At 72.4% G+C, this 20,923-nt stretch carries 23 protein-coding genes; 14 read left to right on the forward strand and 9 right to left on the reverse strand.

What is annotated here, in order from left to right; all coding sequences use genetic code 11:
- The first annotated feature begins 64 nt into the window (after window positions 1-64).
- Complete coding sequence (locus tag ACWCO8_RS31030; protein ID WP_451035032.1) at window positions 65-697, forward strand: PadR family transcriptional regulator; 633 nt, start codon at window positions 65-67, stop codon at window positions 695-697.
- On the opposite strand, the gene ACWCO8_RS31035 is transcribed toward ACWCO8_RS31030, so the two are convergent.
- Entirely contained in the window at window positions 595-1,158 is a 564-nt protein-coding gene (locus tag ACWCO8_RS31035; protein ID WP_451035033.1) for a flavin reductase family protein, read from the reverse strand. The genes ACWCO8_RS31030 and ACWCO8_RS31035 overlap by 103 nt on opposite strands.
- A gap of 113 nt (window positions 1,159-1,271) precedes the next feature.
- Here ACWCO8_RS31035 and ACWCO8_RS31040 point away from each other — a divergent pair, with 113 nt between their 5' ends.
- The 5 genes from ACWCO8_RS31040 (at window position 1,272) to ACWCO8_RS31060 (ending at window position 5,745) form a co-directional block, all read left to right on the forward strand.
- Window positions 1,272-2,873, forward strand: a complete 1,602-nt coding sequence (locus ACWCO8_RS31040) for a FadD3 family acyl-CoA ligase (protein WP_451035034.1) — start codon at window positions 1,272-1,274, stop codon at window positions 2,871-2,873.
- Entirely contained in the window at window positions 2,870-3,925 is a 1,056-nt protein-coding gene (locus ACWCO8_RS31045; protein WP_451035035.1) for an acyl-CoA dehydrogenase family protein, read from the forward strand. The genes ACWCO8_RS31040 and ACWCO8_RS31045 overlap by 4 nt, the downstream gene beginning before the upstream one ends.
- Before the next feature lie 65 nt (window positions 3,926-3,990).
- Window positions 3,991-4,710 (forward strand): VWA domain-containing protein, encoded by a 720-nt coding sequence (locus ACWCO8_RS31050; protein ID WP_451035036.1) that lies wholly within the window; start codon window positions 3,991-3,993, stop codon window positions 4,708-4,710.
- A 52-nt stretch (window positions 4,711-4,762) separates the two neighbouring features.
- Window positions 4,763-5,179 (forward strand): VOC family protein, encoded by a 417-nt coding sequence (locus tag ACWCO8_RS31055; RefSeq protein ID WP_451035037.1) that lies wholly within the window; start codon window positions 4,763-4,765, stop codon window positions 5,177-5,179.
- Between the two features lie 41 nt (window positions 5,180-5,220).
- A complete protein-coding gene (locus tag ACWCO8_RS31060) occupies window positions 5,221-5,745 on the forward strand; it encodes a pyridoxamine 5'-phosphate oxidase family protein (RefSeq protein WP_451035038.1) in 525 nt (174 codons plus the stop codon).
- Here ACWCO8_RS31060 and ACWCO8_RS31065 read toward each other — a convergent pair.
- From ACWCO8_RS31065 to ACWCO8_RS31075, 3 genes are read right to left on the reverse strand one after another with little or no spacing between them, the layout of a single operon-like run.
- Window positions 5,740-6,795, reverse strand: a complete 1,056-nt coding sequence (locus ACWCO8_RS31065; protein ID WP_451035039.1) for an acyl-CoA dehydrogenase family protein — start codon at window positions 6,793-6,795, stop codon at window positions 5,740-5,742. The two genes, ACWCO8_RS31060 and ACWCO8_RS31065, sit on opposite strands and share 6 nt — an antisense overlap.
- Window positions 6,795-7,940: an acyl-CoA dehydrogenase family protein gene (locus ACWCO8_RS31070; RefSeq protein WP_451035040.1), complete on the reverse strand. Its 1,146-nt coding sequence runs from the start codon at window positions 7,938-7,940 to the stop codon at window positions 6,795-6,797. The genes ACWCO8_RS31065 and ACWCO8_RS31070 overlap by 1 nt, the downstream gene beginning before the upstream one ends.
- Window positions 7,940-8,776 carry an enoyl-CoA hydratase gene (locus ACWCO8_RS31075; protein WP_451035041.1) on the reverse strand — a complete coding sequence of 279 codons (837 nt, stop codon included), beginning with the start codon at window positions 8,774-8,776 and terminating at the stop codon, window positions 7,940-7,942. Before ACWCO8_RS31075 ends, ACWCO8_RS31070 begins: the two co-directional genes overlap by 1 nt.
- Before the next feature lie 61 nt (window positions 8,777-8,837).
- On the opposite strand from ACWCO8_RS31075, the gene ACWCO8_RS31080 reads away from it, so the two are divergent.
- The 6 genes from ACWCO8_RS31080 (at window position 8,838) to ACWCO8_RS31105 (ending at window position 14,696) form a co-directional block, all read left to right on the forward strand.
- Window positions 8,838-9,974, forward strand: coding sequence for an acyl-CoA dehydrogenase family protein (locus ACWCO8_RS31080; RefSeq protein ID WP_451035059.1), 1,137 nt, complete (start codon window positions 8,838-8,840; stop codon window positions 9,972-9,974).
- Window positions 9,971-10,753: an SDR family oxidoreductase gene (locus ACWCO8_RS31085; RefSeq protein WP_451035042.1), complete on the forward strand. Its 783-nt coding sequence runs from the start codon at window positions 9,971-9,973 to the stop codon at window positions 10,751-10,753. The genes ACWCO8_RS31080 and ACWCO8_RS31085 overlap by 4 nt, the downstream gene beginning before the upstream one ends.
- Window positions 10,754-10,768: 15 nt before the next feature.
- Window positions 10,769-11,395, forward strand: coding sequence for a TetR/AcrR family transcriptional regulator (locus tag ACWCO8_RS31090; protein ID WP_451035043.1), 627 nt, complete (start codon window positions 10,769-10,771; stop codon window positions 11,393-11,395).
- Window positions 11,396-11,428: 33 nt separating this feature from the next.
- Window positions 11,429-12,586, forward strand: coding sequence for an acetyl-CoA C-acetyltransferase (locus ACWCO8_RS31095; RefSeq protein WP_451035044.1), 1,158 nt, complete (start codon window positions 11,429-11,431; stop codon window positions 12,584-12,586).
- A gap of 186 nt (window positions 12,587-12,772) precedes the next feature.
- A complete protein-coding gene (locus ACWCO8_RS31100) occupies window positions 12,773-12,976 on the forward strand; it encodes a cold-shock protein (protein WP_290114082.1) in 204 nt (67 codons plus the stop codon).
- A 115-nt stretch (window positions 12,977-13,091) separates the two neighbouring features.
- A complete protein-coding gene (locus ACWCO8_RS31105) occupies window positions 13,092-14,696 on the forward strand; it encodes a DEAD/DEAH box helicase (RefSeq protein WP_451035045.1) in 1,605 nt (534 codons plus the stop codon).
- A gap of 10 nt (window positions 14,697-14,706) precedes the next feature.
- Here ACWCO8_RS31105 and ACWCO8_RS31110 read toward each other — a convergent pair whose 3' ends face one another.
- The 5 genes from ACWCO8_RS31110 to ACWCO8_RS31130 are packed head-to-tail and all read right to left on the reverse strand — an operon-like array spanning window position 14,707 to window position 19,079.
- Window positions 14,707-15,603 carry a tyrosine-protein phosphatase gene (locus tag ACWCO8_RS31110; protein ID WP_451035046.1) on the reverse strand — a complete coding sequence of 299 codons (897 nt, stop codon included), beginning with the start codon at window positions 15,601-15,603 and terminating at the stop codon, window positions 14,707-14,709.
- A gap of 44 nt (window positions 15,604-15,647) precedes the next feature.
- Window positions 15,648-16,697: an NAD(P)H-dependent flavin oxidoreductase gene (locus ACWCO8_RS31115; protein ID WP_451035047.1), complete on the reverse strand. Its 1,050-nt coding sequence runs from the start codon at window positions 16,695-16,697 to the stop codon at window positions 15,648-15,650.
- A complete protein-coding gene (locus ACWCO8_RS31120) occupies window positions 16,697-17,461 on the reverse strand; it encodes a CoA-transferase subunit beta (RefSeq protein WP_451035048.1) in 765 nt (254 codons plus the stop codon). Before ACWCO8_RS31120 ends, ACWCO8_RS31115 begins: the two co-directional genes overlap by 1 nt.
- The gene (locus tag ACWCO8_RS31125; protein WP_451035049.1) at window positions 17,458-18,303 is read right to left on the reverse strand and encodes a CoA transferase subunit A; all 846 of its coding nucleotides are present in this window, start codon (window positions 18,301-18,303) and stop codon (window positions 17,458-17,460) included. The genes ACWCO8_RS31120 and ACWCO8_RS31125 overlap by 4 nt, the downstream gene beginning before the upstream one ends.
- A complete protein-coding gene (locus ACWCO8_RS31130; protein WP_451035050.1) occupies window positions 18,300-19,079 on the reverse strand; it encodes an enoyl-CoA hydratase family protein in 780 nt (259 codons plus the stop codon). The genes ACWCO8_RS31125 and ACWCO8_RS31130 overlap by 4 nt, the downstream gene beginning before the upstream one ends.
- A gap of 68 nt (window positions 19,080-19,147) precedes the next feature.
- Between ACWCO8_RS31130 and ACWCO8_RS31135 the strand changes: the two genes are divergently transcribed.
- Both ACWCO8_RS31135 and ACWCO8_RS31140 read left to right on the forward strand, forming a co-directional pair.
- Complete coding sequence (locus ACWCO8_RS31135) at window positions 19,148-19,912, forward strand: SDR family oxidoreductase (RefSeq protein ID WP_451035051.1); 765 nt, start codon at window positions 19,148-19,150, stop codon at window positions 19,910-19,912.
- Between the two features lies 1 nt (window position 19,913).
- Entirely contained in the window at window positions 19,914-20,807 is an 894-nt protein-coding gene (locus tag ACWCO8_RS31140) for an SDR family oxidoreductase (protein ID WP_451035052.1), read from the forward strand.
- Window positions 20,808-20,923 lie beyond the last annotated feature (116 nt).

The raw sequence follows: 20,923 nt of genomic DNA on the forward strand, positions 1-20,923 counted from the left end.
TTCTAATAGGAATACTTCTAGCAGTCATACCTGGGGTGGGGAAGGGGGCCGTAGACTTCGGTCCGTGGCGGACAAGAAGCGGGCAGGTCAGGAAGACGTCCCGGATATCCCGGGGTTCCCGGCGACCAGCTGGGCGGTGCTCGGGCTGCTCTCCTTCGGGGAGGAGCTGTCCGGCTACGACCTGAAGAAGTGGTCCGACTGGTCGCTGCGCTTCTTCTACTGGAGCCCGTCGTTCAGCCAGATCTACAGCGAGCTGAAGCGACTGGAGAAGGCCGGCTACGCCACCTCGCGGACGGTCGCCCAGGAGACGGGCAGCCGCGACAAGCGGGTCTACCGGATCACGGACGAGGGGATGGCCGCCGTCCGTACGTGGGCACGGACCGCGCCCGTGGATCCGCCCGTGCTCAAGCACGGGCCGATGCTGCGGCTCTGGCTCGGGCATCTCCTCGAACCCGAGCAGCAGCGCGAAGTCCTCGCCCGGCACCGGGAGTTCGCCGAGACCATGCGGCTGCGCGCGGAGGCCGACGTGGAGGGGGCGAAGGCCGAGGAGGCGTGGGCGTACCCCACGCTCACCCTCAAGTGGGCCGAGCGGTACTACGCCTCCGAGCGCGACCTGGCGGACGCCATGCTCGCCGACATCGAGGAGCTGGAGAAGGCGCGCGCGGCCTCTGACGCCGCTGAGGGCAAGCGCCCGTAGGTGCGGCGGAAGTAGAGCAGCGGGCCGGTGTCGCGGTGCGCGGTGAGCGCGTCGACCCGGCCGAGCGCGATGGCGTGGTCTCCGCCGTCCAGGACGGCGTCGAGTGTGCACTCGATCGTCGCGAGCGCTCCGTCGAGCAGCGGCGCGCCCGCGGCGCCGGGCCGCCAGGCCGTACCGGCGAACTTGTCGCCGCCCGTCACCGCGAAGCGCCGGCAGAGCTCCTCCTGGTCGGCCGCGAGCACGTTCACCGCGAACCGGCCGGCCGCGCGGATCCGCGGCCAGGTCGTCGAGGTGTGCGCCGGGCAGAAGCAGACCAGGGGCGGGTCGAGCGAGACGGACGAGAAGGACTGCACCGCCATGCCGACGGGCCGTCCGTCGGCCGGGTCGCGGGCGGTGATGACGGCGACACCCGTGCAGAAGCCCGCCAGCGCGGACTTCATGTCGGTGGGATCCGGATCCATGGGACCTCCTGAGAATGTTCCTACTAGGTATATGCCTAACCGAAACACCTGTGATTGGATACCCGCCACGCTCGCACGTCAAGTAGGGAGGGTCAGTGATCAGCCCCCAGCAAGTGCCACAGCAACCCACGGGACAACTACCCCGCACCATCGCCGAGTTGCCCGACTGGGCGGCTGCCACGCACGCCGATCGGACCCTTGAGGCGCTGGTCGGGGGCGGGGCCGGTGGAGTCGACGACGGGGTCCGCTGGGGCTTCGCGCGGCTCCGCGACGAGATCGCCGCCGCCGCGCGCGCCGCCCTCGCCCACGGCGTACGGCACGGCGACCGGGTCGCGATCTGGGCCCCCAACAGCCGCCGTTGGATCACCGCCGCCCTCGGCGCGGTCGCGGTCGGCGCCGTCCTCGTACCGGTCAACACCCGCTACAAGCCCGCCGAGGCCGCCGACATCGTGCGCCGCAGCGGCGCCCGGTTCCTGTTCACCGAACACGACTTCCTCGGCACCGACTACGCCGCCGCCCTGCACGGTTCCGGGGAGGACCTCGGGGCGCTGCGTTCCACCCTCACCCTCCACGGACCCGACGGGGACGCCTACCTCGCCGCCGGCGCCGCGGTCCCCGAGAGCGAGCGGATCGCCCGCGCCGCCGCCGTACGCCCCGACGACCTCTGCGACATCCTCTACACCTCGGGCACCACCGGCCGCTCCAAGGGCGTGATGACCACCCACGGCCAGACCCTGCGCGTGTACGCCGACTGGGCCCGGCTCGTCGGACTGCGCGCCGGCGACCGGTATCTGCTGGTCAACCCCTTCTTCCACACCTTCGGCTACAAGGCCGGGGTGCTCGCCTGCCTGCTGACCGGCGCGACCATGCTCCCCGAGGCCGTCTACGACGCCGACCGCGTCCTGGAGCGGATCGCCGCCGAGCGCGTCACCTGCCTCATGGGACCACCGACCGTCTTCCACGGCCTGATCCACCACCCGCGCCGCGCGACGCACGACCTCTCCGCGCTCCGGCTCGCCGGGACCGGCGCGGCGACCGTGCCCGCCCCGCTCGTCGAGGAGATACGGGACGAACTCGGAGCGCCCGACGTCTTCACCGCGTACGGGCTCACCGAGTCCTGCGGCGTGGTCTCCGTCTGCCCGACGGACGCCGACGCCGAGACCGTCGCCCACACCGTCGGCCTGCCGCTGCCCGGCACCGAGATCCGGATCGCCTCCCCGCTCGGCGCGGTGCTCGGCCCCGGGGAGCCCGGCGAGATCCAGGTCCGCGGCCACCACGTCATGCGCGGCTACCTCGACGACCCGGCGGCCACGGCCGAGGCGGTCGTCGACGGCGGCTGGCTGCGCACCGGGGACATCGGCACCCTCGACGAGCGCGGCTACCTCGCGGTGACCGACCGGCTGAAGGACATGTACGTCGTGGGCGGCTTCAACGCCTACCCGGCCGAGATCGAGCACGTCCTCCTGCGCCACGAGGCCGTGCGCGACGCCGCCGTCGTCGGCGCACCGGACGAGCGGCTCGGTGAGGTCGGAGTCGCGTTCGTCGTGACCGACCGCGCCCTGGACGAGGGCGAGTTGACCGCCTGGGCCCGCGAGCGGCTCGCCAACTTCAAGGTCCCGCGCCGTTTCGTCGTCGTCCCCGAGCTGCCGCGCAACGCCGGAGGCAAGCTCCTGAAGGGCGAACTGCGGCGCGCGGCGAGAGGAGAGGACGCATGAGGACGACCCCTGAACAGGACGAACTGCGGGCGGCGGTACGGTCCGTGCTCGACCGCCACGAGGGCGCGGCGGCCTGGGCTCCGCTGGCCGGGCAGATCGGCGTGGCGGCCCTCGCCGTACCGGAGGCGTACGGCGGACTCGGCTGCGGGCTGCCGGAGATCGCCGTGGTGGCGGGGGAGTTGGGGCGGGCCCTCAGCCCGGTCCCGTTCCTCGGCTCCGCCGTCCTGCCCGTGACCGCCCTCCTCGCCGCGGGCGACTGGGACGCCTGCGCCCGCCTCCTGCCCGGCCTCGCCGAGGGCACCGGGTCCGGCGCGCTCGCCTGGGCGGAGGAGGGCGGCTGGGAGGCGGGGGCGCTCGCGACGACGGCGGACGGCGACACGTACCTCACCGGCCGCAAGGAGTACGTCCTGGCCGCACCCGAACGCCCGGACCTGTGCCTGGTCTTCGCCGTCGACGCCCGCACGGGCCGCCTGGGCCTCTACGAACTCAGGGACGATCAGTGGGAGTTCACCCTCGCTCCCACCCTGGACCGGACCCGCCCGCTCGCCCGGATCCGGCTCGAACGGTCGCCCGCGCGGCTCCTCTCCGCCGACGGGGAGGCCGTCCTGGCGCGCGTGCGCGACGTGGCCGCGACCGTCCTCGCGGCCGAGCAGGTCGGGGGTGCCGACCGGGCCCTGGCGGACACGGTCCGACACGTCGGCGAGCGCGTCCAGTTCGGCCGGCCCATCGGCTCCTTCCAGGCCGTCAAGCACCGCCTGGCCGACCTGTACACCGCCGTCGAGTCCGCCCGCTCCCTCGCCATGGCCGCCGCCCACGCGGACGCCGAACCCCTCGCCGCGGCGGCCGCGCGGGCGGTGTGCTCGGAGACGTACGAGACGGTCGCGGGCGAGATGATCCAGCTCCACGGCGGCATCGGCGTGACCTGGGAACACCCGGCGCACGACCACCTCAAACGCGCCCACCAGTGCGCCCGCCTCTTCGGACCGCCCGCCGAGCACCGGGGCCGTATCGCCGCCGCGCTCGGACTCGACCCCCTGGTTCCCGCCCCCTGATCACGTACGCTCGGCACTCCGGGGGGAAAGGGGTCCCCTCTTCGTAACGGGGAGGGGAGCCGTCCGTGGCACTGAGTCTGCGCAAGGTCGAGGAGACCGCACCGGCGCTGGTGAGTCTGTACAAGTCGGCGGGGGTCTCGCTGCGCAAGCACGGGATGGACGGGCAGCGGGTGGCCGTCTACCTGGTGCTCGACTACTCGGGTTCCATGAAGCCGTACTACAAGGACGGCAGCGTCCAAGCGCTCGCCGACCGGGTGTTGGGGCTCTCGGCCAACCTGGACGACGACGGGCGGGTGCCCGTGGTCTTCTTCTCCACCGACATCGACGCCGAGACGGACATCGAACTCGCCGGCCACGCGGGGCGGATCGACCGGATCGTCGCCGGGCTCGGCCACATGGGCAAGACCAGCTACCACCTGGCGATGGACGCGGTCATCGACCACTACCTCGACAGCGGCGCGACCGCCCCCGCGCTCGTCGTCTTCCAGACGGACGGCGGGCCGATCAACAAGCTCGCGGCCGAACGGTACCTGTGCAAGGCGGCCGAGCTGCCGCTCTTCTGGCAGTTCGTCGGCTTCGGTGACCCGGGCAGCCGGCAGTTCGAATTCCTGCGGAAACTGGACGAGTTGGCGGTTCCGCAGAGGCGGTGCGTCGACAACGCCGGCTTCTTCCACGCCGGCCTGGACCCGCGTACCGTCCCGGACGCCGAGCTGTACGACAGGATCGTCGCCGAGTTCCCGGCGTGGCTGGCGGCCGCCCGGGCCAGGTCCATCGTCCGGGCGTGACGGCGGTCGAAAACCTGTGGCCGGGTGGCAGTGGGCCCGTGATAGTGGGCCCATGGCCTCTCTTGTGCGACATGTGACGATCGACTGCGCCGACGCGTACACCCTGGCGACCTTCTGGGCCTCCGCCCTGGACTCCAAGGTCTCCGACGACGACAAGCCCGGTGATCCGGAGGCGCTGGTAGAGACCGCCGCGGGCGCGCTGCTCTTCATTCAGGTGCCGGAGGTAAAGGCGGTCAAGAACCGCGTTCACCTCGACCTCCAGCCGCAGGACCGCAGCCGTGACGAGGAGGTCGAGCGGCTGCTCGCCCTCGGCGCCACGGTCTTCGAGGACCACCGGAAGCCCGGCGGTCTGGGGTGGGTGACGATGGTGGACCCCGAGGGCAACGAGTTCTGCGTCGAGCGGAGCCGGGCGGAGCGTGAGGCCACGGAGGCCGCGGCGGCTTCGACGGCCACGGCGGCGTCGGAGTAATCCAGACAGAGGATGTCCGGTTTCCGGTGTTCACTGGAGTCATGGGACACACCAGCACCGGATCCGGAACCTCCTGGGCGGCCTTCGCCGCCGCCGAGCCCGAACTCGCCTCGACCGTACGGGAGCGCTTCGGGCAGTTCACCCACCACGTGCTCGGCACCCTGCGGAAGGACGGCTCGCCCCGGCTCAGCGGGATCGAGGCGGACTTCCGCTGGGACGAGCTGTGGCTCGGCATGATGCCGAACTCCCGCAAGGCCCTGGACCTGCGGCGCGACCCCCGCTTCTCGCTGCTCGCCAACCCGGGCTCGGGTACGGACATGGGCGGCGGGGACGTCCGGATCTCCGGCCGGGTCGTGGAGATCTCCGACCCGGTGGAGCTGGACCGGTACGCGGAGGCGGTCGGGATGCCGATGCCGTTCCATGTCTTCCGGGTCGAGCCGACGGAGGTCGTCCGCACGTTCGTCGAGGGCGACGACATGGTCATCCGTTCGTGGACGCCGGGGCGGCCGGTGCGGACGATCCGGCGCGGTAAGGACGACAGCCCGCCGCGTGAGACGACGTCATGAACCGTCGTCGGCCTCGCCGGCGTCGCGGTCGTACGTCTCCATGACCCTGGCCCGGCACCAGGACGGGGTGCCCCAGGCGTCCCGGAGCGGACGGGCCTTGCGCAGCCAGAGGGAGAGGTCGAGCTCCTCGGTGTAGCCGACGGCGCCGTGGATCTGCAGGGCGGTACGGGCGGCGGTGTACGCGGCCTCGCCCGCGGCGACCTTGGCGGCGGCGAGATCGGCGCTCCGGAACGTGACCGCTGCTCCGAAGAGGAGGGGGCGGGCGAACTCCAGGGCGATCAGGGTGTCGGCGAGGCGGTGCTTGACCGCTTGGAAGGAGCCGATCTCGGTGCCGAACTGGCGGCGCTGCTTGGCGTAGGCGACGGTGCGGTCGAGCAGCGTGAGCCCTACGCCGAGGGCTTGTGCGGCGGTGGCGAGCATGGCCCATTGCTGGGCGTGCGTGGCCGCCGCGGTGACGACGGGGCCGGCTGCCAGGAGCTCCCCGCCGGGGGTGGGGCGGGCGAGGCGGCGGGCGGGGTCCGGTGAGGTGCGGACCGGCTCGTGCCCGGGGGCCAGGCGGAGTTCGTCCCCCTGGACGACGAGGATCACGTCGGCGACGTCCGTGTCCAGCGTGTACCCGGGCTCCCCGGGTTGTGGGCAGTCGGCCCCAGCGGAACGACTGCCCACAACGGGGGCCAGCGTGGCGATGGTCTGCCCCGTCGCAAGGCCCGGCAGCAGGCGCTTCGCGGGGGCCGGGTCGCCCCGTTCGGCCAGTTCCGTCAGGAGTGCCGACGCCGCCACCGTCTCCACCACCGGCCCCGGGACCCCGTGGCGGCCCAACTCCACGAACGCTGTGGTCAGTTCGATCGGGAGGGGGCCTACGCCCTCGTGGTGTTCCGGGATCGCCAGGGCGAAGACGCCCGCTTCCGCCAGGCGGGACCACAGGGTGCGGCCGGGAGCGTGGTCGCCCGTCGCCCAGGAACGTATCGCCGTCGGTGTGTCCGCCGCCGTCAGCATCGCGTCCAGGGAGCGCGCGAAGTCGCGCTGCTCGTCCGTCGGCAGGAATCGCATCAGCGCCGCCCCTTCGGCAGGCCGAGCAGCCGCTCGGCGATGATGTCGCGCTGGATCTCGTTGGTGCCCGCGTAGATCGGGCCCGCGAGCGAGAAGACGTACCCCTCGCCCCACTCCCCGTCCGCCGACTCCGTCTCGTCGCCCAGCAGATCGAGCGCCGTCTCGTGCAGCGCGATGTCGTACTCCGACCAGAAGACCTTGTTGAGGCTCGACTCCGCCCCGATCGTCGCCCCCGCCGCGAACCGCGACGCGCCGCCCGCCGTGAAGAGCTGGTACGCCCGCGCCCCGATCACCGCGTCCGCGACCCGGTCCCGTAGCGCCGGGTCCGCGCCCGTCTCCCGCCACAGCCCCACCAGCCGGTCCGCCGCCGCCAGGAAGCGGCCCGGGGAGCGGAGCATCAGGCCACGTTCGTTGCCGGTCGTGGACATCGCGATCCGCCAGCCCTGGCCGGGCTCCCCGATCACGTCCTCGTCCGGTACGAAGACCTCGTCGAGGAAGAGCTCCGCGAACGCCGGCTTCCCGTCGAGCCGGCCGATCGGCCGGACCGTCACTCCCGGCGCCCGCAGGTCGAACATCAGGTACGTCAGCCCCCGGTGCGGCCGGGCCGGGTCCGTCTCCGGGTCGGTGCGGAAGATCCCGAAGGCCCGGTCGGCGAAGGCGGCCCGCGAGGACCAGGTCTTCTGGCCGGACAGCAGCCAGCCGCCCTCCGTCCGTACCGCCCGCGACGAGAGCGACGCCAGGTCCGAGCCCGATTCCGGCTCCGACCACGCCTGCGCCCAGACGACCTCCCCGGTCGCCATCGAGGGCAGCACCCGGGCCCGCTGCTCCTCCGTCGCGTGGTCGAAGAGGGTCGGGGCGAGCAGGTTGATGCCGTTCTGCGAGACCCGGCCGGGCGCCCCCGCCGCGTAGTACTCCTCCTCGAAGACGAGCCACCGGAAGATGTCGGCGCCCCGGCCCCCGTACCGCTCGGGCCAGGACACCACCGACCAGCGGTCGGCGGCGAGTTCGGCCTCCCAGGCGCGGTGCGCGGCGAAGCCCTCCCGGGTCTCCAGGGACGGCAGCGGCTCTGCCGGGACGTGGGCCCGCAGCCACTCCCTCGCCTCCGCGCGGAACTCCCGTTCCTCCTCGCTGTACGACAGGTCCATCAGACCCCCGCCTCCTTCATCGCCGCCACGTCCATCCCGCCCAGCGGGTCCGCCGCGGTCTCCGCGTTGTGGGCGTGGGCGAGATGGTGGAGCCCGAAGACCGAGTCCATCCCGGCGTGCAGGCCCTGGAGGTCCTCCGCCTGGTTCACCGCCCGCTTGGTCAGGGCGAGTCCCAGTCGGGGCATCTCGGCTATCCGCAGCGCCAACTCATCCGTCGCAGACGGCAGTTCTCGCCGCTCCACCAGCCTGTTCACCATGCCGATCTCGTACGCCCTGCGCGCGCTCATCCGGTCGCCCGTGAACAGGAACTCCTTCGCGATCCTCGGCGGCATCACCCACGGGTGGGCGAAGTACTCGACGCCCGGGATGCCCATCCGTACCACCGGGTCGGCGAAGAACGCGTCCTCGCTCGCCACGATCAGGTCGCAGACCCACGCCAGCATCAACCCGCCCGCCACACAGGCCCCTTGGACGGAGGCCACCACCGGCTTGGGGAGTTCGCGCCAGCGCCTGCACATGCCGAGATAGACCTCGGACTCGCGGGCGAAGCGGGACTCGGCGCCGCGCTTGTCGGAGTGGTCCCACCACAGTCCGGCGCGGCGGTCGAAGGGGAGATGGGCGTCGCGTTCGGGGGTGCCGATGTCGTGGCCCGCCGAGAAGTGCTCGCCCGCGCCGGCGAGCACGACGACCTTGACCTCGGAGTCCTCGGCCGCCCGGTAGAAGGCCTCGTCCAGGGCGTAGGTCATCGCGGAGTTCTGGGCGTTGCGGTAGCGGGGGCGGTTCATGGTCACGTACGCGACCGGGCCGCGACGCTCGTACAGCACGGGCATCTGCATCCTTCGACGCTCCTTCCCTAACAAGTGTTTGGTAGGTTAACGTACGGCCATGAGCAGCGCCATGAGCAGCGTCGAGGAGTTCCGCACCGAGATACGGGACTGGCTACGGGCCCACCTCGGTGGCGAGTTCGCCGCCCTCAAGGGCCTCGGCGGACCGGGTCGCGAGCACGAGGCCTTCGCCGAACGCCTCGCGTGGGAACGGCACTTGGCCGCCCACGGCTGGACCTGCGTCGGCTGGCCGAAGGAGTACGGCGGGCGCGGCGCGAGCATCGAGGAGCAGATCGCCTTCCACGAGGAGTACGCCCTCGCCGACGCCCCCGCCCGCGTCAACCACATCGGCGAACAGCTCCTCGGCCCCACCCTCATCGACCACGGCACCGAGGAGCAGAAGGCCCGCTTCCTGCCCCCGATCCGGGCCGTCGAGGAGCTCTGGTGCCAGGGTTACAGCGAGCCCGACGCCGGTTCCGACCTCGCCGCCGTCCGCACCCGCGCCGCCCTCGACGGCGACCAGTGGGTGGTGAACGGCCAGAAGATCTGGACCTCCCTCGCCCACGAGTCCCAGTGGTGCTTCGTCGTCGCCCGCACCCAGCCGGGCTCGCGGCGGCACGCGGGCCTCTCGTACCTGCTCGTCCCCATGGACCAGCCGGGCGTCGAGGTCCGGCCGATCGTCCAGCTCACCGGCACCAGCGAGTTCAACGAGGTCTTCTTCGACGGCGCCAGGACCGACGCCGCGCACGTCGTCGGCGCGCCCGGCGACGGCTGGCGGATCGCGATGGCCACCCTCGGCTACGAACGCGGCGTCTCCACCCTCGGCCAGCAGGTCGGCTTCCGGCGCGAATGGGAGGGCCTCGTCGCGCTCGCCCGGCGCAACGGCGCCCTCGCCGACCCGCTGATCCGCGACCGGCTCGTCCGGGCCTGGACCGGGCTGCAGGCCATGCGCGCCAACGCGCTGCGCTCCACCGACCCCTCCATGGCCAAGCTCTACTGGTCGCACTGGCACCGCGACCTCGGCGAACTCGCCATGGACATCTGCGGCGCCGCCGCCACGGTCGTCGCCGCCGAACCGTACGAACTCGACGAGTGGCAGCGGCTGTTCCTCTTCTCCCGCGCCGACACCATCTACGCCGGATCCAGCGAGATCCAGCGCAACCTCATCGCCGAGCGGGTGCTCGGCCTCCCGAAGGAGCCGCGCCCATGACGCCACCCCCCTACGTCCCGGGGCACGGCCTGCTCGCCGGCCGTACCGCCGTCATCACCGCCGCCGCCGGAGCCGGCATCGGCGGCGCCACCGCCCGCCGCTTCCTGGAGGAGGGAGCCAGGGTCCTCATCAGTGACGCCCACGCCCGCCGCCTCAAGGAGAGCGAGGCCGCCCTCGCCGCCGAGTTCGGCGCCGACCGGGTCGACGCCCTCGCCTGCGACGTCACCGACGAGAGCCAGGTCCAGGCCCTCTTCGACACCGCCGTACGGCTCCACGGCCGCCTCGACGCCGTCGTCAACAACGCGGGCCTCGGCGGCACCGCCGCGCTCGTCGACATGACCGACGACCAGTGGGGGCGCGTCCTCGACGTCACCCTCAACGGCACCTTCCGCTGCACGCGCACCGCCCTGCGCCACTTCCAGGGCGCGGACCACGGCGGCGTGATCGTCAACAACGCCTCCGTCGTCGGCTGGCGCGCCCAGGCCGGGCAGGCCCACTACGCCGCCGCCAAGGCCGGCGTCATGGCCCTCACCCGCTGCGCCGCGATCGAGGCGGCGGAATACGACGTCCGCGTCAACGCCGTCTCCCCGTCCCTCGCCATGCACCCGCACCTGGTCAAGGTCACCTCCGCCGAGCTGCTCGCCGAGCTGACCGAGCGCGAGGCCTTCGGGCGGTACGCCGAACCCTGGGAGATCGCCAACGTCATCGTCTTCCTCACCAGCGGCTACTCCTCCTACATGACCGGCGAGACCGTCTCCGTCAGCAGCCAGCACGCGTAGGACCAGAATGGACGTGTGCCGAAGACCGTCAGCAACAGCAAGAAGAAGCCCCCCGTGACCGCCTCGCCCGAGCGGCGCCGCGAGCTCCTGGACACGGCGGCCGAGGTGTTCGCCGCCCAGGGGTACAACGCCACGACCGTCCGCAAGATCGCCGACGCCGCCGGCATGCTCGCCGGCAGCCTCTACTACCACTTCGATTCCAAGGAATCGATGCTCGACGAGATCCTCTCCACCTTCCTGACCGAGCTGTGGGAGGGGTACGACGCCGTCCTCGCCGCCGGACTCGGACCCAGGGAGACCATCGAGGCCCTCGTCACCGAGTCCTTCCGGGAGATCGACCGGCACCGCGCCGCCGTCGCCATCTACCAGAAGGAGTCCAGGCACCTCACCGACCAGCCCCGCTTCCACTACCTCTCCGACTCGCAGCAGAAGTTCGAGAAGGCGTGGCTGGGGACCCTGGAGCGCGGAGTGGAGGCCGGCACCTTCCGGGCCGACCTCGACATCCGGCTCACCTACCGCTTCGTGCGCGACACCGTCTGGGTCGCCGCGTCCTGGTACCGCCCGGGCGGACAGCACAGCCCGGAGGAGATCGCCCGCCAGTACCTGTCGATGGTCCTGGACGGGATCGCCGTACGCACCTAGCCCCACGTTCCACCGACGTCTGGAGGAGTTGTCATGGCCGAGGCCTACATCGTCGAAGCGGTCCGCACCCCGGTGGGCCGCCGCAAGGGAGGCCTGGCCTCCGTCCACCCGGCGGACCTCGGAGCCCATGTCCTCAAGGCCCTCGTCCAGCGCTCGGGCGTCGACCCCGCCGCCGTCGAGGACGTCGTCTTCGGCTGCCTCGACACCGTGGGCCCGCAGGCCGGCGACATCGCCCGTACGGCCTGGCTCGCCGCGGGACTCCCCGAGGAGGTCCCCGGCGTCACGATCGACCGCCAGTGCGGCTCCTCCCAGCAGGCCGTGCACTTCGCCGCCCAGGGCGTCCTCTCCGGCACCCAGGACCTGGTCGTCGCCGGCGGTACGCAGAACATGTCGATGATCCCGATCGCCTTCGCCTCCCGGCAGGCCGCCGAGCCCCTCGGCCTGACCGAGGGCCCCTACGCCGGCTCCGAGGGCTGGCGGGCCCGCTACGGCGACGCGCCCGTCAACCAGTTCCACGGCGCCGAGCTGATCGCCAAGAAGTGGGGGATCACCCGCCGTGACCAGGAGGAATTCGCCCTCCGCTCGCACGAGCGGGCGCTGCGCGCGATCGACGAGGGCCGCTTCGACCGCGAGACCGCGGCCTACGGCGACGTGACCGTGGACGAGGGCCCGCGCCGGGACACCACGCTGGAGAAGATGGCCGGCCTGAAGCCCGTCGTGGAGGGCGGCACGATCACGGCGGCCTGCTCCTCCCAGGTCTCCGACGGCGCCGCGGCCATGCTGCTCGCGAGCGAGCGGGCCGTACGGGAGCACGGCCTCACCCCGCGCGCCCGGATCCACCACCTCTCGGTGCGGGGCGAGGACCCGATCCGGATGCTCTCCGCGCCGATACCGGCGACCGCGTACGCCCTGAAGAAGACCGGCATGACCATCGACGACATGGACCTCGTCGAGATCAACGAGGCCTTCGCCCCGGTCGTCCTCGCCTGGCTGAAGGAGACCGGCGCCGACCCGGCACGGGTGAACGTCAACGGCGGCGCGATCGCGCTTGGCCACCCGCTCGGCGCGACCGGCGTGAAGCTGATGACCACGCTCCTGCACGAGCTGGAGCGCACGGGCGGCCGCTACGGCCTCCAGACCATGTGCGAGGGTGGGGGACAGGCCAACGTGACGATCATCGAGCGGCTCTGAGGCCCTACCGGACGGTATGTGACGTGCGTCGCCGCCTCGCCCTTCGGGTGGGGCGGCGTGCTAAGGTTCCCTGTGTTGCTAGTTGGTACCCATGAACTTTATGTGCGCCTGACGGGAATGTTCCTCAGGCGCAATTTTGTTTTCCGGACTCTCCGGGATGGGACCCTTACCTATTCAGGAGAAAACATGGCTACCGGAACCGTGAAGTGGTTCAACGCCGAAAAGGGCTTCGGCTTCATCGAGCAGGACGGCGGCGGCGCCGACGTCTTCGCCCACTACTCCAACATCGCGACCTCCGGCTTCCGTGAGCTGCAGGAAGGCCAGAAGGTCACCTTCGACGTCACGCAGGGCCAGAAGGGCCCGCAGGCGGAGAACATCCTCCCCGCCTGATCGCCGTACGCGATTCTCGCAGCCGGGGCCCGCACCGCGCAGGTGCGGGTCCCGGCTCGCGCTGTGCTCAGGCACTCTGCTCGGGCGCTCTGCTCAGGCCAGGAAGGCATTTCCCATGACTCGCTCCGAACAGCGGCCCCGCCGGGCCGCCGAATCCCGCTCCGGAACCACGTCCGGAAATTCCCGCCGCGGCTCCGCCGCCCCCAGGGGCAACGGCAGGCCCAAGGCCGCCGGACGCGGCCGTGGACCGGCCACGCCTCCGCCGCCGCGCGAGTTCACCCTGCCTGAGACGCTGACGCCCGCGCTCCCCTCCGTCGAGTCCTTCGACGCCCTCGACATGCCCGCCGCCCTGGTCAAGACCTTGAACGCGCAGGGCGTCACCGAGCCGTTCCCGATCCAGGGCGCCACCCTGCCGAACTCGCTCGCCGGCCGGGACATCCTCGGCCGCGGCCGCACCGGCTCCGGCAAGACCCTCGCCTTCGGCCTCGCGCTCCTCGCCCGCACCGCGGGCCGCCGCGCCGAGCCCAAGGCGCCGCTCGCCCTGGTCCTGGTGCCCACCCGCGAGCTCGCCCAGCAGGTCACCGACGCGCTCTCGCCGTACGCCACCTCGGTGCAGCTGCGGCTCGCCACCGTCGTCGGCGGTCTGTCGATCACCAAGCAGTCGAACTCCCTGCGCCGTGGCGCCGAGGTCCTCGTCGCCACGCCCGGCCGACTCAAGGACCTCATCGAGCGCGGCGACTGCCGGCTCGACCAGGTCGCGATCACGGTCCTCGACGAGGCCGACCAGATGGCCGACATGGGCTTCATGCCGCAGGTCACCGCGCTGCTCAAGCAGGTCGAGCCGAACGGCCAGCGGATGCTGTTCTCGGCCACCCTGGACCAGAACATCGACCGGCTCGTGAAGATGTTCCTCAACGACCCGGTCGTGCACTCCGTCGACCCGTCGGCGGGCGCCGTCACGACGATGGAGCACCACGTGCTCTACATCGCCGACGAGACCGACAAGAAGGCCGTCACCACCCGCATCGCGGCGCGTGACGGGCGCACGATCCTCTTCCTGGACACCAAGCGTGCCGTGGACCGGCTCGTCAAGCGGCTCCTCGCCAGCGGCGTCCGGGCCTCCGGGCTGCACGGCGGCCGCTCGCAGCCGCAGCGCAACCGCACCCTGGACCAGTTCAAGAACGGCCAGGTCACCGTCCTGGTCGCGACCAACGTGGCGGCCCGCGGCATCCACGTCGACGACCTCGACCTGGTTGTCAACGTCGACCCGCCCATCGACCACAAGGACTACCTGCACCGCGGCGGCCGCACCGCCCGGGCCGGCGAGTCCGGCAGCGTCGTCACCCTCGTCCTGCCCGAGCAGAAGCGCGACATGGGCCGGCTGATGTCGAACGCCGGGATCAGCCCGCGCACGGCGCAGATCAAGTCCAGCGACGAGGAGCTGACCCGCCTCACCGGCGCCCGCGAGCCCTCGGGCGTCCCGGTCGTCATCGAGGTCCCCCAGCCGACCCAGCCCGCGAGCGCCCGCAACGGCGGATCGCGCTCCCGCCGCGGCGGTGGCGGCTCCGGCGGCGGCAACGGTGGCGGCCGTTCCCGCTCCGGTGCCACCGCCCGTACGGGTGGTTCCGGCGCCAACGCCCGTACGGGTACGGGTGGTTCGCCCACCCGTACCCGCAGCGGAGGCGGCGGTCGTGGCCGCCGGTCCGGCGGCGCCGCCTAGGCGCTGTCCTCTAGTCGACGAGCCGGTCCTGGAGTTGCGCGAGGGTGCGCGGCTCCAGCGCCAGGCCGTCGGTGAGGTAGCGGAGCACGCTGCCGTAGCGGGTCTTCGCCTCGGCCAGCGCGGCGTTCAGGTACTCGGTCCGTACCTCCTGCATCGGGATGAGCAGGTCCGGGTTCTGCATCAGCCCGGCCTGCTTCAGGCCCGCGCGGAGCTGGGCGTCGTAGGCGGCCCGGAACGTGTTGGAGGCCAGGAAGTCCTCCACGGCGTACCGCTCGGGCACCCCGACCACCGTAAGGAGCAGGTAACTCAGCCAGCCCGTACGGTCCTTGCCCGACGTGCAGTGGTACAGCAGCGGTCCCGCGCCCGGGCGGGCGATGTCGCGGATCGTCGCGGCGAACCGCGCCCGGTTGTCGGCGCTGGTGACGAACGAGCGGTAGACCTCCGCCATGAACGCGGGCGCCCGGCCGCCGCCCAGCATCTCCTCCTGCTTCACCGGGTCCCGGGAGCCGATCGCCGCCCGGATCAGGGCGTTGAGACCGTTGTCGGTCACCGCCCGCGAGACCGGGACGAGCCCGCCGGGCAGCCGGTCGGCGCCGTCGGACTGGACCTCGAGCGGAATCCGGAAGTCGACCACTGTGGACAGGCGCAGCCCCGCGAGCGTGGTCACGTCGGCGTCGGTGAGCTTGCCCAGGGCATCGGCCCGGTAGACCAGGCCCTGGCGCACCCGATCGCCGGTGTACGTGAGATAGCCGCCCAGGTCACGGACGTTGACCGCGCCCTGGAGGGGGATGTGCCGGACGGCCGAGGCGCGGAGCCGACGGCGGGGCGCCGCGACGGCCGGAGAGGCGAGCGAGACGAGGGCGGTGGCACCGGCGGTGCTCAGCAGTGCGCGTCTCGATAGGGGCATGACTGAACTCCCTGTGCTGGAACTCCCGTAGGGGGAGAGCGGGTTCACCCTGCTGTCGGCAGGGTGCGGAGCACTTTCTCTGCCTCGGACATGACGCGCAGGACGAGTTCCTCACAGCTGGGGAGGTCCTCGATGATCCCGGCGACCTGTCCGGACGCCATGACGCCGAGGTCGGTGCGGCCCTCGACCATGGACGCTTTGAGGAGCATGGGGGTGTTCGCGGCGAGCAGGACCTGGCTCCACGACAGGTCCTTGCCGTGCTTCATAGCGAGGCCGTCGCGGACCATGGCCGGCCAGGAGAGCCCCGAGAGCCTGCGGAAGCCCGCCGCCCGACGCACCGCCTGCGTCAACGCCCGTATCCGGCCCGCTCGTTCGAGGGCGGCGACCATCTCCGTACGGAGCATCCGGTGCGGCAGCCCGTCGACGGCCGTCGTCACCGTCACGTCCTTCACCGTGGCGGCGAGGTACTTCGCCTTCACGGCGTCGGGGACGGTGGAGTCGGAGGTGAGGAGGAAGCGGGTGCCCATGGCGATGCCCGCGGCCCCGTAGGAGAGCGCGGCCACCAGACCGCGCCCGTCGTGGAAGCCGCCGGCCGCGATCACCGGGATGGAGACCGCGTCCACGACCTGCGGCAGCAGGACCGTCGTGGCCACGTCACCGGTGTGCCCGCCGCCCTCGCCGCCCTGCACGATCACCGCGTCCGCGCCCCAGGCCGCGACCTTCTCGGCGTGCCGCCGGGCCCCGATCGAGGGGACGACGACCACGCCGGCGTCCTTCAGCTCCGCGATCAGCTCGCGGGACGGGGCGAGCGCGAAGGAGGCGACCCGTACGCCCTCGTCGACGATGATCCGCACCCGCTCGCGGGCGTCCCCCGCGTCCGCGCGCAGATTGACCCCGAAGGGCCGGTCCGTACGGGACTTCACCTCGCGGACCGCCGCGCGCAGTTCGTCGACGGTCATCGTCGCCGAGGCGAGGATGCCGAGCGCGCCCGCCTCGGCGGTGGCCGAGACGAGGCGTGGCCCGGCGACCCAGCCCATGCCGGTCTGGACGATCGGGTACCGCACCCCGGTGAGCCGGGTGAGCGCCGTCTCCATCAGACCCGTACCTCCCGGTCCCGCAGCCCCTTGGGGTCGATGACCTCGCGGATGAGCCGCAGCTCCTCGGCGGTCGGCTCGCGGGTGTACGGGACGTCGTCGCCGATCACGAGCTCGAAGCCGGTGGCCTGCCGGACCTGGTCCACGGTGACGCCCGGGTGCAGGGAGGCGAGCCGCATGGAGCGGTCGGGCGTCTCGAAGTCGAAGACGCCGAGGTCGGAGACGACCCGGGGGATCCGGTGGAAGCGCTCCGCCCCGGCGGCCGCCGCCCGGTCGTAGCCGACGCCGCTCACCATGTCGACGCGCTCGACGAAGACCCGGGGCGAGTGCTTGGGGACCCAGTAACTCACCGGGTTGTTGAGGGTGTTGACGGGCGCGCCGCGGACGCCGAGGAGCTGGCGGGCGGGGCGGGACCAGTCGCCGATGCAGGAGATGTTCTGGTTGCCGTGCCGGTCGATCTGGCTGGCGCCCATCATGACGTGCCGCTTGCCGCCGGTGACCATCGTCAGGTGGCGGCGGTACGGCAGCCAGCCCTCGGGCTCCCCGTCGAGGCCGACGAGCATCGCCTCGCCGTCGGTCAGGAGCAGGTCGGGGGCGAAGGAGCGTTTGGCGAGCCGGGCGCCGAAGGAGGAGACGGGGGCCATCGCGGCGGCGAGGACCTCGCCGTTGTCGCGCCAGGCTTCGGCGCAGGCGACGATGCAGTACTCAGGGCGGGTGGGCGGGAGGAGGGGGGCGCGGGTCGTGGTCGCGGTCGTGGTGGTCACTGCTGCTCCTCGTGCCAGGTTCGTACGGCCTGCTGGTAGTCGTCCTCGCTCTTGCCGGCGAGGAACCGTTCGGCGAACTCGGGCCAGGGGGTGGTCGCGTACAGCTTCTGGAAGGGCTCGTCGCGGCCGTGGTCAGGGACGCAGGAGGTGAAGTGGGCGCCGTTCGGGGTCTCGACGACGCCGGTGACGCTGTGCCGGCTGACGAGCAGGGACTGCGGGGCGGTGTCGGCGTCGAACCGGTCGACGAGCCGCTCGCAGGAGACGTACGCGGTGTCGGCGGCCTCGCAGAAGAGGTCGTCGAAGTACGGGTCGGGGCCCAGGTACTGGCCGTTGCCGAGCCGGTCGGCCCGGTTGAGATGGACGAAGGCGGCGTCCATGCGCAGGGCGGGCACGGCGACGAAGGTCTCCCCGTCCTCGTACGGCGAGGTGACCGTGCGCAGCTCGGGGTTGACCGTCATGACGTCCGAGCCGATCCCGGCGCGGACGGGCATGAACGGCAGCCGGTTGGCGGCGGCGTGCAGGCCCCACATGAACATGGCCTCGTCGAGCTCGGTGAGGGCGAGGTCGCCGCGTTCGCGGGCCGCGCGGTAGTGCGGTTCGAGGGGGATGGAGTCCAGGGTGGTGAAGGCGGCGACGAGCCGTCGGATCCGGCCGGCGGCGGCGAGCAGGCCGACGTCGGGGCCGCCGTAGGAGATCACGGTGAGATCGGTGATCTCGGACCGGAGCAGCGCTCTGACCAGGGCCATCGGCTTGCGGCGTGAGCCCCAGCCGCCGATGCCGAGGGTCATGCCGGAGCGGAGGCGGGAGACGACCTCGTCGGGGGTCATGGTCTTGTCGGTCACGGGGTGCCCTCCTTGGCCTTGTTGTCGGACCTCGCTTCGTCCTTGCCGAAGGTGTCGCGGACGCGGTCGGCGACGCCGCTGAGGTTGGCCTCGAAGGTGAAGCCCTGCTCGAAGCGGTAGCTGCGGCGCACGTCCACGGGGTCGATGCCGTTGATGGCGGCCTTGGCGAGCCGGATCAGATACGCGTCCTTGCGGGCGATCTCGCCCGCCAACTCCAGTGCCGCGTCGAGGAGTTCCGCGCGCGGTACGACCTTCCAGACCGAGCCGTGGGCGTGCAGCTCAGAGGCGGTGGCGGTGCGCGAGGTGTAGTAGAGCGCGCGCATCAGGTGCTGAGGGACGAGCCGGGCGAGGTGGGTGGCGGCGCCGAGCGCGCCCCGGTCCAGCTCGGGCAGTCCGAAGGTGGCGTCCTCGGAGGCGACGATCGCGTCCGCGTTGCCGACGAGCCCGATCCCGCCGCCCAGACAGAAGCCGCCGACGGCCGCGACGACCGGCACCTCGCAGTCGTAGACCGCCGCGAACGCCTCCGCGCAGCCGTGGTTGGCGCCGATCAGGCTCGCGTGGCCGGGGTCCCGCTGCATCTCCTTGATGTCGACGCCGGCGTTGAAGCCGCGGCCCTCGGCGGCGAGCACGACACAGCGGGTCTCGGGATCCCGGCCGGCCGCGCGGATCGCGTCGGCGAGGTCGTACCAGCCCTGCACGGGAAGGGCGTTGACGGGTGGGAAGTCGACGGTGACAAGGGCGATGCCCTTGCCGGGGCTTGTGGTGGAGACACCCATGAGCGGATCAGCTACCTTTCCACCAAACATTTGTTAGGTGACTGCTTGGTCAGGAAAGGTAGCAGCCGATGGAGCTGGACGGGAGGGTGGCGGTCGTCACCGGTGGCACACGGGGGGTCGGCGCGGGCATCGCGCGGGCCTTCCTCGGGGCGGGCGCGCGGGTCGTCGTCTGCGCCCGCCGACCGCCGGACGAACCGGTGCGGGAAGCGGGCCGGGAGGCCGAGTTCGTCCCCGTCGACCTGCGGGATCCCGCGGCGGTCGGCGACCTCTTCGCGGGGGTCGGCGAGCGGTACGGAAGGCTCGACACCCTGGTCAACAACGCCGGCGGCACGCCGTACCGGCTGCTCGGGGAGGGCGAGGCCGAACGGCACGCGCGGGTGGTGGAGTTGAACCTGACCGCCCCGCTCACGGCCTCGCTCGCCGCCCACGGGCTGCTGCGGGAGTCGCGCGGCTCGGTCGTGATGATCGGCAGCGTCAGCGCGACCCGGCCCTCGCCGGGCACGGCCGCGTACGGCGCCGCGAAGGCCGGCCTCGAAAACCTCGCGCGGTCGATGGCCGTTGAGTGGGCCCCCTACGTCCGGGTGAACACCCTGGTCCTCGGGATGGTCCGGACCGAACTCTCCCATCTGCACTACGGGAACGAGGACGGGATCGAGGCCGTCGCCAGGACCGTGCCGCTCGGCCGGCTCGCCGAGCCCTCGGACGTGGGGGAGGCGGCCGTCTTCCTCGCCTCCGACCGGGCCGGATACGTCTCGGGGGCCGCACTGCTGGTGCACGGGGGCGGCGAACGCCCCGCGTTTCTGGATGCCGCGACTGTCAACAAGGAGAGCTGAGATGGGACTGCGCGAGGGACTGTGCGAAGGCCGGGTCGTGATCGTGACGGGCGCGGGGCGGGGGCTCGGCCGGGCGCACGCCCGGGCCTTCGCCGCCGAGGGGGCGAAGGTGGTCGTCAACGACCTGGGAGTCGGGCTCGACGGTTCGGCCGGTTCGGGTTCGCCCGCCGAACAGGTCGTGGAGGAGATCCGTACGGCGGGCGGCGAGGCCGTCGCGCACGGCGGCGACATCGCCACGGAGGAGGGCGCGGCCTCGCTGGTGGCAGCCGCGCTCGACACCTTCGGGCGGCTCGACACGCTGGTCAACAACGCGGGCTTCCTGCGGGACCGGATGCTCGTGAACCTCGGCGAGGACGACTGGGACGCCGTGATGCGCGTCCATGTGAAGGGCCACTTCCTGCCGCTGCGGCACGCCGCCGCGTACTGGCGGGCGGAGGCGAAGGCGGGGCGCGCGCCGGTGGCCCGCGTCGTCAACACGACGTCCGGCGCGGGGCTGCTCGGCAGCGTCGGGCAGGGCAACTACGCGGCGGCGAAGGCCGGGATCGTCGGCCTCACGCTGGTCGCGGCGGCGGAGATGGGCCGGTACGGCGTCCAGGTCAACGCGATCGCCCCGGCGGCCAGAACGCGGATGACCGAGCAGGCCTTCGAGGGCCTGGAGGCCGCGCCGGAGGACGTCTCCCCGCTGGTGGTCTGGCTCGGCTCGGCGTCCTCGGCGGGCGTGACCGGCCGCGTCTTCGAGGCGGAGGGCGGCCGCATCACGGTCATGGAGGGCTGGCGGGCCGGCCCGTCGACGGACAAGGGCGCGCGCTGGACCCCGGCGGAGGCGGGGGAGGCGACGCTGAAGCTGCTGGCGGCGGCGGAGGTCCCGGGGCGGGTGTACGGGGCGGCGGGCTGAGGGGCGGTTCGGGTGAGGGGGTTGGGGGGGGGGGGGCCCCCCCCCCCCGCCGGAGGGGCGGCGGCGCGTGCCCCCCCCCCCCCCCGCGGCGGCCGTCGGGCGATTCCGGGGGCACC

Source organism: Streptomyces sp. NPDC001927, assembly GCF_053594455.1.